At 32.2% G+C, this 12,175-nt stretch carries 7 protein-coding genes; 3 read left to right on the forward strand and 4 right to left on the reverse strand.

All coding sequences use genetic code 11. The annotated features are described in order from the left end of the window. Positions 1-119: 119 nt before the first annotated feature. The 4 genes from CVD18_RS12850 to CVD18_RS12865 all read right to left on the reverse strand — a co-directional run bounded on the left by CVD18_RS12850 (position 120) and on the right by CVD18_RS12865 (position 6,215). Positions 120-1,889, reverse strand: coding sequence for an SH3 domain-containing protein (locus CVD18_RS12850; RefSeq protein WP_103865848.1), 1,770 nt, complete (start codon positions 1,887-1,889; stop codon positions 120-122). A gap of 116 nt (positions 1,890-2,005) precedes the next feature. Next, on the reverse strand, positions 2,006-4,231 hold the full coding sequence (locus CVD18_RS12855; protein WP_103865849.1) for an NADP-dependent isocitrate dehydrogenase: 2,226 nt from the start codon (positions 4,229-4,231) through the stop codon (positions 2,006-2,008). Between the two features lie 952 nt (positions 4,232-5,183). Further along, on the reverse strand, positions 5,184-5,534 hold the full coding sequence (gene rplS / locus CVD18_RS12860; protein WP_103865850.1) for a 50S ribosomal protein L19: 351 nt from the start codon (positions 5,532-5,534) through the stop codon (positions 5,184-5,186). Positions 5,535-5,678: 144 nt separating this feature from the next. Beyond that, positions 5,679-6,215: an RNA polymerase sigma factor gene (locus tag CVD18_RS12865; RefSeq protein ID WP_103865851.1), complete on the reverse strand. Its 537-nt coding sequence runs from the start codon at positions 6,213-6,215 to the stop codon at positions 5,679-5,681. A gap of 92 nt (positions 6,216-6,307) precedes the next feature. Here CVD18_RS12865 and CVD18_RS12870 point away from each other — a divergent pair, with 92 nt between their 5' ends. From CVD18_RS12870 to CVD18_RS12880, 3 genes are all read left to right on the forward strand, one after another. Next, positions 6,308-7,480: a FecR family protein gene (locus CVD18_RS12870; protein ID WP_103865852.1), complete on the forward strand. Its 1,173-nt coding sequence runs from the start codon at positions 6,308-6,310 to the stop codon at positions 7,478-7,480. 149 nt (positions 7,481-7,629) lie between these two features. After that, positions 7,630-10,566, forward strand: coding sequence for a TonB-dependent receptor (locus CVD18_RS12875; RefSeq protein WP_233194546.1), 2,937 nt, complete (start codon positions 7,630-7,632; stop codon positions 10,564-10,566). Between the two features lie 81 nt (positions 10,567-10,647). Beyond that, positions 10,648-12,135: a DASS family sodium-coupled anion symporter gene (locus CVD18_RS12880; protein WP_103865854.1), complete on the forward strand. Its 1,488-nt coding sequence runs from the start codon at positions 10,648-10,650 to the stop codon at positions 12,133-12,135. Positions 12,136-12,175: the final 40 nt, after the last annotated feature.

Below are 12,175 nucleotides of genomic sequence, written 5' to 3' on the forward strand. Positions count from 1 at the left end.
CTAAAATAGAAACTCCGCAATTAGCTATAAATCTAATTCTTGAACAGCATCAAAGATACATCAAACAACTACTAAGAGACCAAGAAAAGAACAATCAAACCTAAGATGACAAAGTAGGATTAATTTGATGGTTCAAGTGCAGAGTGCCAGGAATTTTTAAATAAGATTTGATTTTTTCTAAAAAGAACTGTGGTTCTATCCCAGGATCTATCATCAGTGTCTTGAACTAATTTTGTTTCTTTTGTAAGCTGGAAATCGTTGTGACTCTTTATATATGCGTACTCTAATTTAATGATACAACTTTCATATGGATTTGTGTAATATCCTGAATAATAAATAGCAAGTTCAAATCCTTTTTTGTTTAAGGTTACATCAGTCAAAGGGTCATTCTCATTATGAATTATTAGGCTTTTATTAAAAGAGTGTAGGGTGTAGGAGTTAGATGTGTCTCCTTGTAAAATAGCAAAAATAGAACGTTTTTTTGAAGAATAGTCCAGATTAAAGGCATAGACAAAAGCATCAGGATACCCATCTGAGTTAAAGTCATGAACCTTGTAGTAACCAAGTTGGTATCCTTTAAATTCTTTGTTTACAAAAGATTTTATTTTTTGAGTAGTAGTAGTTTTTTCAATTAGCTTACCATTAGAAAAGGTGTATGTTTTTTTTATATTTTTTCTGTCTACATTTTGAAAAACAGTACTTGATAAATCAGAAGAAGGAATATCTATAGATTCACTTTCTGATTGAATGTCAATAATATTATTTTTTATTCCATTGGTAAACGAAGGAAAAATAACAGTATGCCCCTCTGATAACCCACCATCCCCAATACCCGTATTGTCGATAAAGTGTTTTATTTGATTCCCATCCCAACTATAGATTGTGTCACCTCCAGTTTCTCCACAGCTTTCTGCATAATGACAGCCTCCAATTAGCTCTTGAACTTCAGGAACACCTAAGTTACCTAAAGGAACTAGGTTGTCTATAGAGGCTTTGATTTTGTCTACGATCTCTCCATTTTTTACTACCCATATATGATTGTTATATGCAAGAAATAATAGCCCTTTGGTTTTTGTGCTTTCAATACCATACGTAGTGATAAAATTACTCCATACATAAGCTTCTTGAGTATTATGCTTAATTTGAATCCAGTATCCTTTTTTACCGTTTATTGTATCTGGCTGGTGTTGTATATCTAATACCTCAAATTTATCCTGTATGTTACTGTTTTTTATAACCTGTGATGTAATAGACGGAGCAGAGCGAATATTTACATTATTGGCAGTGATAAACCCCCATAGTTTGTTAGATAAAAAAGGTAGGGGTAGATCTTTGGTAAATGGGATTAACTTTTTGTTATGCCATTGGTATAATAAAGAGGTATTGTCTGCAAATATAAAAATAATAACTTCTTTATTATTGCTATTATATGTTGTTCCGATACTAAATACGCTATGTAATGATTGAGTTGATTTTATTTCTATAAGCTGATGGTGTATTTGTTGGTCTTGATACAATACTTTTACTCCGATTTTATGTGCTGACTCTTGTTTTACCAATATCTTATAATCTGTATCGGTATGAAACCTAAATGCTGATCTGGCAATAAGATGATCCCATACATAGGCAATTTGATTTTGATAATTGATTTTGACCCAATGACCAGGAATTTTATTTATAGTATCTCTCTTTTGAGAATGTGTCATCACTAATTCTTCTCCGGGGTTTACAGTAGCAATCACTTTTGATTGAATAGAGGGGTTGGTTCTTATGTTTACCTTGGTGTTATAAATTACCGAAGATGTATATAGGTGATTTTGAAACTGACTGGGTTGAGAAATTGATTTAATCGATATACATAAAATAATAAAAATAAAATAACGAACCATGGGTATATTTTTATAAGTGATTAAGGTATAGGTAACACTATGAGCTGGTAAGGTAAAAATAAAAAACCTGTGTAAAATTAAATTACACAGGTTTTTGATCTAAGTATTTCTATTGATTATGCTTCGATAATCGTATTTAATGTTTTACTAGGTCTCATTGCGCTAGCAACTTTGTCTGTATTTGGCCAGTAATAACCACCCATATCTACAGGACTACCTTGTGCATTGTTTAATTCACTTATAATTATAGATTCACTATCTTCTAGTTGTTTTGCAACTGTTGCAAATTCATTCTGAAGATCTTTATCCTGAGTTTGTTTAGCAAGCTCTTGTGCCCAATAAAGTGCTAGATAAAAATGGCTTCCTCTATTATCAAGTTCATTAACTTTACGAGAAGGTGATTTTTTATTGTCTAAAAACTTAATAGTAGCTTGATCCAAAGTTTCAGCAATAATAGTTGCTTTTAGGTTGTTATTTACTTCTCCTAAATGTTCAAGAGAAACAGCAAGAGCAAGAAATTCTCCTAGAGAATCCCATCTTAAATGACCTTCTTTATTGAATTGTTGTACATGCTTCGGGGCAGAACCTCCAGCACCAGTTTCAAACAAACCACCACCATTCATCAAAGGAACAATAGATAACATTTTTGCACTTGTACCTAATTCTAGAATAGGAAAGAGGTCTGTGTTATAATCACGTAATACATTACCAGTTACAGAAATGGTGTCTTTACCTTCTTTGATTCTTTCTAGTGAAAATCTTGTAGCCTCTATTGGAGACATAATTCTAATATCTAAACCAGAAGTATCATGGTTAGGTAAATATGCGTTTACCTTTTTTATCAATTCAGCATCGTGTGCTCTGTTTTTGTCTAGCCAGAAAATAGCAGGTGTATCGGTAGCTTTTGCTCTATTTATAGCAAGTTTTACCCAATCCTTAACAGGCGCATCTTTAGTCTGACACATTCTCCAGATATCTCCTTGTTCTACAGAGTGCTCAATAATAACATTTCCTGAGGTATCTACAACACGTACAACACCTGCCGCTTTAATTTCAAAAGTTTTATCATGAGACCCATATTCTTCAGCTTTTTTAGCCATAAGTCCTACATTAGGAACTGTCCCCATAGTAATAGGATCAAAAGCCCCATGCTTTTTACAGAAATCAACAGTCTCTTGGTAGATGCCAGCATAACTGCTATCAGGAATAACGGCTTTAGTATCTTGAGTGTTACCTTGTGTGTCCCACATCTGTCCTGAGTTACGAATCATGGCAGGCATAGATGCATCTATAATAACATCACTAGGTACATGTAGATTGGTAATTCCTTCATCAGAGTTTACCATGGCTAATTTAGGTCCTTTCGCATAACACGCTTGTATGTCTGCTTCTATCTCAGCTCGTTTAGTATCTGATACTTTTTTAAGTTTGTTGATAAGATCTCCAAAGCCATTATTTACTTCTACACCAATTTCTTCAAGTGTAGCTGCATGTTTTTGGAACACATCTTTGAAAAACACCTCTACGGCATGACCAAAAATAATGGGGTCAGAAACCTTCATCATTGTAGCTTTCATGTGTAAAGAAAATAATACATTTTTTTCTTTTGCATCTGCTATTTGTTCTTCAAGAAAAGTTATAAGTGCTTTTTTGCTCATTACAGTAGCATCTATAACTTCTCCTTCTAATAATGCTATTTTTTCTTTTAGAACAGCTGTGGTTCCGTTCTGGTCTAGAAACTCAATTCTTACATCTCCTGCACTTGCCATAGTAACAGATTTTTCGTTGGAACGAAAATCTCCATTAGACATAGTTGCTACATGTGTTTTTGAATCAGTACTCCAAGCCCCCATAGAATGCGGGTTTTTTCTAGCATATTGCTTTACTGGTTTAGGAGCCCTACGGTCAGAATTACCTTCTCTTAATACAGGATTAACAGCACTACCTTTTATCTTGTCGTATCTATTCTTAATATCTTTTTCATTATCATTTTCAGGTTCTTCAGGATAGTTTGGTAGATCAAATCCTTGAAGTTGTAACTCTGCGATAGCAGCTTTTAATTGAGGAACAGAAGCACTTATATTTGGAAGTTTGATGATATTAGCTTCAGATTGTTGAGCAAGTTGCCCTAATTCTGATAACGCATCATTTTGTCTTTGTTTTTCTGATAGTTTTTCAGGAAAATTAGAGAGGATTCTAGCAGCAAGTGAAATATCTTTTGTCTCTATGTTGATATTTGCTGCCTTAGTGAATTTTTTGACAATAGGTAAAAAGGAATATGTTGCCAAAGCAGGTGCTTCATCAGTTTTGGTATACACAATTTTTGAGTTATCAACTCCCATATTTTTGTTTTTTTGATAGGGGGTCCTGAGGTTTCTAAGATCTGAAAAAGGATAGTGGCCCCTAAGTTTATTATATTATTTATTTAGGAAATAACCAGTTGTCTATTTTTTCTTAGTAGAAAATAAAAATATTACTAAGATTATAATAATTTGTAGTCATAGAATTTCCGAGCGCGAAGATACAAATCTAGTTACCCAAATGCAACCGCTATATTGTTAGTTTTGCGTTAAAGAAGGTTGAATTACAGTTTCTTAAAAATAGAGGTAAAAAAAAATGAAAGATGCAAAAAATAGACTCATATTTGAAGATACTCTCAAAAAGATAAAAAGCCATATCAATAATATAAATATCTTGATATGGCTTTATCGGAAATAATTATGATGTTAGCTGTTTTACCCGCTATTAAATAAAAACTTTCGTTAATTATAACATACTATCTTATTTCCTGATTTTGAGTAGATTTAAATTTATCAAAGATGATTGATAGATTTATTTTTTTCTACTCTTTAGGCTAATACTAAGTACTTATGTTTCTAAATTACTTTTGTAATTTTTCAGTTTTTCACTCGAGTAGCCTGATGCCGTTTATAATTAAAAAGGTGTCAAAACTTAATTTTTTCTTTCGAATTTCATTTTGAAATGATTCTAAAGCGAAGCCCTTAATTGATTTCAAGTATGTACTCAAAAAAATAACTTTCGTTTTATATTTATTTTAATTCTAAACTGGTCTTACAATGTTCAAAGAACGTTTGTTTATATAATATGGTCAGGAATCCTTGTGTCATCTCTTACCATAATGTGTAATTCTTTGATAAAGATAATGAAAATCAGTTGTTTTGCGGAGAATATGTATTATTTTAGTTGTCAACTACTTATGAACTTGAGTTGTTAACTTTTGTTCATAAAAAAAGGTTGTCATTACAGACAACCTTTTTTTGTAAGAAATTATATTTAGTTTCTTTTTTCTTTGATACGAGCTTTCTTACCAGTAAGTTCTCTAAAGTAGAATATACGAGCTCTACGAACTTTACCTCTTTTATTAACTTCAATTTTTTGAAGTGCTGGTAAGTTTACAGGAAAAATACGCTCTACACCTATTGTACCAGACATTTTTCTGATAGTAAATGTTTCAGTAGATCCAGCACCTCTTCTTTGGATTACAACTCCTCTAAAGAACTGTGTACGTGTTTTATTTCCTTCCTTAATTTCATAATAAACAGTGATAGTATCACCTGCAGAGAATTCAGGGAATTCTTTTTTTGCTACAAATTCGTTTTGAACAAATTTTACTAAATCTTCCATTTTTAATATAGTTCTTGGGTTTTATTAAAGCAACATTCGCGATTTTCGCCAGAGGTTGGTCTAATCAGGGTGCAAAAATAAATATTATTTAATGATTTGCAAGTGTTTTAAGATTATTATTCAAATAATTAGGATTAATAGATATCATAAAAAAAACAGGTTTATATTTTCTTTCAAAAAAATTAAAGCCTTTGATATTTGAACCTCTACGGTCTTTATAGAAATCCCTAACTCTAGAGCGATTTCTTTATATTTCTTTTTTTCGAATTTACTTTTTATAAAAATCTCTTTGCAACGGGGAGGTAATTGTTTTATTAGAGAATTGATTTTTTTTAATCTGATTTCATGTCTGGTTTCTTTTTCGAAAGATGTTTCAAAAATCAAATCCCACTGTATTTTTTCTAAAGAATCAGATCTTCTTTTCTCCTTTTTAATATGTTGTAAAAAACGATTATAACAAGATTTGAATAAATAGCTTTTTAATGAGGTAGTAATTAAGAGGGTATTTCTTTTTTCCCAGATATAAATAAAGGTTTCTTGAACAATGTCTTCAGAAAGTGAATGATCGTTACTTAACTTGAAGATGTAATTACATAACCAATTATAATAGGTAGAAAATAAATGTTGATAAGCATCGGTATCTCCTTTTTTAAGTTTTTCAAGTAGTTTCTCTTCAGACATTTATTAATTGATATGTTTCAAATTTAATAAAAAATCAAAATTGAATAAGGGTTTTTGAGATAAATGTTATCATATAGTTAAAAAAGCATTATATGCATAAAATAGAATTTCTGATAAATCAATTCATAAAAGGTGAAATTTCTTATGAAGAAAAAGAAGATTTATGGAACTGGGTAAACAAAAGTAAAGATAATCTCAATTATTTTAGAAAATACCTGATGGAGAATGATGGTCTGGTTATAACAAATTTTGATTCAGAGTTTGCCTATCAAAAATTTAAAAATACAACAAAGAAACGAAGTAAGAAGAAAAATAATATAAGGAGACTTTATAAATATGCTGCTGTTTTTATAGTGTTGTTAAGTGTAGGGTATTTTGTGAAGGAAGGTCTTTTTATAACAAAAAGAATTGTTGAACCAAGTATCGTTGGGTTGGATGATAAGGAGTTAACTAATAAAAAGGTAAAAATAACATTAGCAGATGGTAGTGTTAAAAAAATAGGATCTAATCAAGATGAAAAAATAACAAATGGTATTGGAGATATTATAGCTGTCAAAAAAGGAAATATCATTGATTTTAGTTTAAATAAGGAATCGAACACAGAAGAACTTGTATATAGCGAGGTGTCGATTCCAAATGGAGAAACTTTTAAAATTAAGCTTTCTGATGGTACTTTGGTGTGGCTTAATGCTGGTTCAAAGTTACGTTTTCCACAACGTTTTATAGAAACTTCTCATCAACGATTAGTGTATTTAGAAGGGGAAGCTTTTTTTGATGTGACAAAAAATAAGAACAAACCATTTATTGTGCATGCAGATCAGGTAGATATTAAAGTGTTGGGAACACGTTTTAATATATCTAGTTATACTACAGATACAACTATAAAAACTACACTTGTAGAAGGAGCTGTAATTGTATCTGAAAAAGATAATCCAGAAAAACAACTTCATTTAAGCCCTAGTTATCAGGCTTCGTTTGACAGGAAAAAGAGTGCTATGGTAAAAGAAAAGGTAGATACATCAATATATACCAGTTGGATGCAGGATAGATTGGTAATGGATAATTTGACATTTTCAGAAATCTTAACAAAGTTAGAACGTAGTCATAATGTCATTTTTATAAATAACGCCAAAAAAATAAATACAGAGAAATTTAAGGGAGAGTTTGAAAAAGAACAGCGTATAGAAGATATATTAAAAACTATATCATTAAGTACATTTTTTACGTATAAAATAAATCAAAATAAGATTACCATATCAAAATAAAAAAGGAAGGTGAGGCAACACCTTCCTTTAGGATGACCATTAAAAATAGAAGTTTAACGATCAAATTACATTTCAAAATTATGAAAAAAACTAATCATTGTGATAGTTTTCGGGGAGAAAACTATTATAGTAAAACTGTATGTTATAAAATGAAGCTATCTTTCGTTTTAATATTTATGACAATAGTCGAGTTATCAGCAACTACGGTTTTTTCGCAAAACAAAATTGATTTCAACTACAGAGATGTTCCGTTGAAAAAAATATTAGATGAAATTAAGCTACAGACTGATTTTAATTTCTTTTATAATATAAAAGAGATAGATGATAAAAAAAGAATGTCATTTAAGGCAGAAAAAGAGCCATTGAGAGTGGTCTTAAAAAAATTGGGAGATCAGGAGTATTTGGATTACACTATAAATGGTAAACATATCATTTTAACAAAACGAAAACTTCTTAATAAGAGTACTCTTCCGTCTGTACAAGAAAAAGAAATAAAAGGAGTAATAAGAGAAAGTAGTGGTAGTCCTTTACCAGGAGCAAGTGTTTTGGTCAAAGGCACGGATATAGGTACTCTTTCAGATTTTGATGGAAACTTTTCTATTCAGGTGCCAGATGGTAAAAATACATTGATCATATCATATCTTGGATTTGCTACGACAGAGGTAGATATTGCAGGAAAAATAACTATAGATATAACTCTTCAAAGTGAAGCTAACCAACTTGAAGATGTAATGTTAGTAGGGTCTCGATCTAATGTAGCTCGTACAAATGTAGAAAGAGCAGCTCCTGTAGATGTATTAAGGACTCAAGATTTAGTATCTACTGGTCAAACAGAATTAGCACAACAAATACATTTTCAGGCCCCCTCATTTAATTCTACAAAATACGGAATTGTCAATGTAACTTCTTATGTAGACCCTGCCACACTTAGAGGGTTAGGTACAGATCAAACTTTGGTACTTATTAATGGGAAAAGAAGGCATCAATCTGCTGCATTAAATGTAAATAGAGTTGTAGGTAGGGGATCTGTAGGAACAGATCTTAATGCAATTCCATCAGCAGCTATAGAGCGAATAGAAATTTTAAGAAGCGGAGCGGCAGCTCAGTATGGTTCTGATGCAATTGCTGGTATTGTGAATTTGGTTTTGAAAGATGACTATGATAAAAACTCTATTACGGCAAAAAGTGGGATCTCTTCTAGAAGTGATGGAGCAGTGTATGATTTTTCTGTAAATCTAGGAAACAGGATCGCAGAAAAAGAAAATAGTTATTTGAATACAACTTTCTACTTTCATCATAATGAAGAGACAGATAGAAAAGATACCTATTCAGGATTTGTTTTTGATAGGGATGATGAGGTAAATGATGCGTTACTAGTTGAACAAAATGGTTTTGATAGAGATAAGGATGTAGGAACAAAGTTTGGTCAATCAAGGAATACAATGGGAGCCATAATTTTTAATGGAGCATACCCTATAAATGAATCTTGGGAGGTTTATGGGTTTGGTGGGATATCTCATAAGAAATTATTGTCTTTCGGTTTTTTTAGACAACCAGGTAGAGTAGAGCGTGCTGTGCCAGAGATTTATCCTTTAGGGTATTCGCCTCTATATCCAGCAACCTCTACTGATGCTCAGGTTTCTTTGGGAGTACAAAATGACTTGCGAGATGGATGGAATTTTGACTTGAGTGTTACTTATGGAAAAAACTGGCTAGCTACATATACAGAGAATGGTGCAAATGCCAGTTTTGGTATTTTTACACCAACCGAATTTTATTTAGGAAATAATAACTTTGGTCATACTTCTGTCAATACCAGTATTTCTAAAACTTATAGAGATATCAATATGTTGAAATCATTATCATTGGCTTTTGGTGCAGAATTTAAAAATGAAGAATATCAAATTACAGTAGGTGATAGAGTATCTTATTCAGAAGGCCCTTTTGCTGATCAAGGAGAGTTTTCTTCTAGCGGAAAAATAGGTTTTTCTGCTAGAGAAGCGGTTGATAAAAATAGAGCAAACTATGGTGTATTTGTTGATATAGAATCAGATATTTCTGAGGCTCTTTTAGTAGGGGTTGCAGCAAGAGTAGAAGATTATAATGGTTTTGGTGCAAATGTGTCAGGAAAATTAAATGCTCGTTTGAAATTCACAAAAAATTTCTCATTAAGAGCATCTGTAAACAGAGGATTTAGAGCACCCTCGTTGCACCAGTTAAATTTTAGTGCCAATGACCCTCAGTTTGGAATAAATGCTCAAGGGGAAGATGATTCGATTAATATATTACACATACGCAATGATGATCCAACTGTAAGAAAATTAGGGTATGGTAATCTTGACGCAGAAACATCTTGGGATTATAATGTAGGAATTACAGCTAAGTTGGGAAAAAAAATCTTATTGACTTTAGATGCTTATCGTGTAGATGTACAAGATCGTATTATCATCTCAGAGTCATTAGATGTTAATGATATAGGGCTCCCTGAATTATTTACAGAGCAAAATATAGCTGAAATTCAGTTTTTCACCAATGCGGTAGATACTAAAACAACAGGTGTTGATTTTGTTGGAACCTATACAGAACGATTTGGAGCAAATGATGATAAAACATTTACTACAACCCTTTCTGCAACTCTTAATAAAACAGAATTTAATAGTGAGGTAAGAACATCTCAAGAGTTACAAGCACTCGGTGTTACAGAAGTAGTTGGAGAAAGAATGAGAGGGTTGGTAGAAGTCGCACAGCCTAAGAATAAATTTATCCTATCTCTAGATTATAAATCTAAAAGATTTTTTACTACAGTAAGGTTAACTCGATTTGGAGAAGTGTCTGATGTGGATTCTAGAGATGGTAATAGCGAATTTCAAGTGAAAGAAGCAAAGTTTGTAACTGATTTGTCACTTGGTTTTAATTTCTCTGAAAAATTTAGTTGGAATGCATCAGTAAATAATTTATTTGATGTTTTTCCAGATAGAAACTTATACGGAGGCAGATTTAACGGTCTTTCTCCTTATGGAAGATCAACTAGCCAATTTGGTGTGATGGGAAGTTTCTTTAGTACTGGATTTAACTTTAATTTTTGATACTCCTTTTTTAGATTTTCTGACTCAGAGATTGTGTGTATGCAATTCTGAGTCAGGATATACACCTGTAAATATTACTTTATGAATAGAAAGAAAATAGGATTATTCTTAGGAGTACTGGTTTTTATCATTTTTTTGATGCTTCCAGTGCCTCAAGGGTTAAACAGAGAGGCTATGATATCTGCTGGTACAGCCTTGTTGATGGCTGTATGGTGGATGACAGAGGCGATACCTGTATTTGCAACTTCTTTTGTGCCTTTAGTGTTATTTCCACTTTTTGGAGTTTTGAAATCTAAAGAAGTTGCATTAAGCTATGGGCATAATTATGTACTAATGTTATTGGCAGGTATTATTATTGCTAAAGCAATAGAGTCGCAAAACCTGCATAAGCGAATAGCGTTATTGATTATTAATCTCATCGGAGTAAACAAAAAGAAAATAATTCTGAGTTTTATGATTTCTACAGCGTTCCTGTCTATGTGGATTGCTAATGTTGCTGTTGCATTGATGATGTTGCCGATAGGGTTGTCAATTATAAAGAAAGAAGAAATAGATAATCCAGATTCAAAGTTTAGCCTTGCATTGATGTTATCGATAGCATATGCTGCCAGTATTGGTGGAATTGGATCTTTGATAGGAACACCGCCAAACTTGGTTTTTGCAGGAATTATTGAATCTCTTTACCCAGAGGCGCCTCAAATAACATTTTCTGACTGGATGCTTATCGGGCTTCCTTTGACCGTTGTTTTATTGCCGATTACTTGGTTATATATTATTAATTTTTTTAAAATAAAAGGGAGTGTTCCAGGGTCAGTTGGTATTATCAAAAATGAATTAAAGGAATTGGGTAGAGTTACAACTGGAGAAAAACGTGTTTTTATAGTGTTTTTGATTACTTCGTTAGGATGGGTTTTTAGAAAAGATTTAGTGTTTGGTGATTTTGTATTACCAGGGTGGGGTTCTGTATTAGGGGTGTCAAAGTATGTGCATGATACAACTATTGCTATGCTTGGAGTTTTACTTTTGTTTTTGGTTCCTAATGGAAATGAAAAAAGTAATAAGAAATCCTTGATCTCATGGAAAGAGGCAGAGAGTGTACCTTGGGGAGTTGTAATTCTTGTGGGGGGAGGATATGCAATAGCCAAAAGTTTTATTAGTACAGGATTAGCAGAATGGATTGGTAGTCAGATAACGGTGTTAGAGAATGCGCCTACATTGTTGATTGTTTTTCTTGTGGTATTAGCTATTACTTTTCTTACAGAAATAAACTCCAACACTGCTACAGCTAATATTTTTATGCCAATTTTAGCAACAGTGGCTATTGCAAATAGTACACATCCTTTTTTGTTAATGATTCCTGCAACATTTGCTTGTTCATGTGCATTTATGCTCCCATCTGGTACAGGTACTAATGCCGCAATTTTTGCTAGTGAAAAAATTAAGATTCCAGAAATGGCAAGAACAGGGTTTTTAATGAATTTTATAGCTATTATCGTGATAACTATTATTTCTTATCTCGTTGTTGTTCCCTTTTTTGATTTAGAGCAAATCCCAGATTGGGTAAAGTAAAATGTTTTTTATTTGTATTTGTTTAAATGTAGAAAAGGCT

The organism is Aquimarina sp. I32.4 (assembly GCF_002924285.1).
Classification (GTDB): Bacteria; Bacteroidota; Bacteroidia; order Flavobacteriales; family Flavobacteriaceae; genus Aquimarina.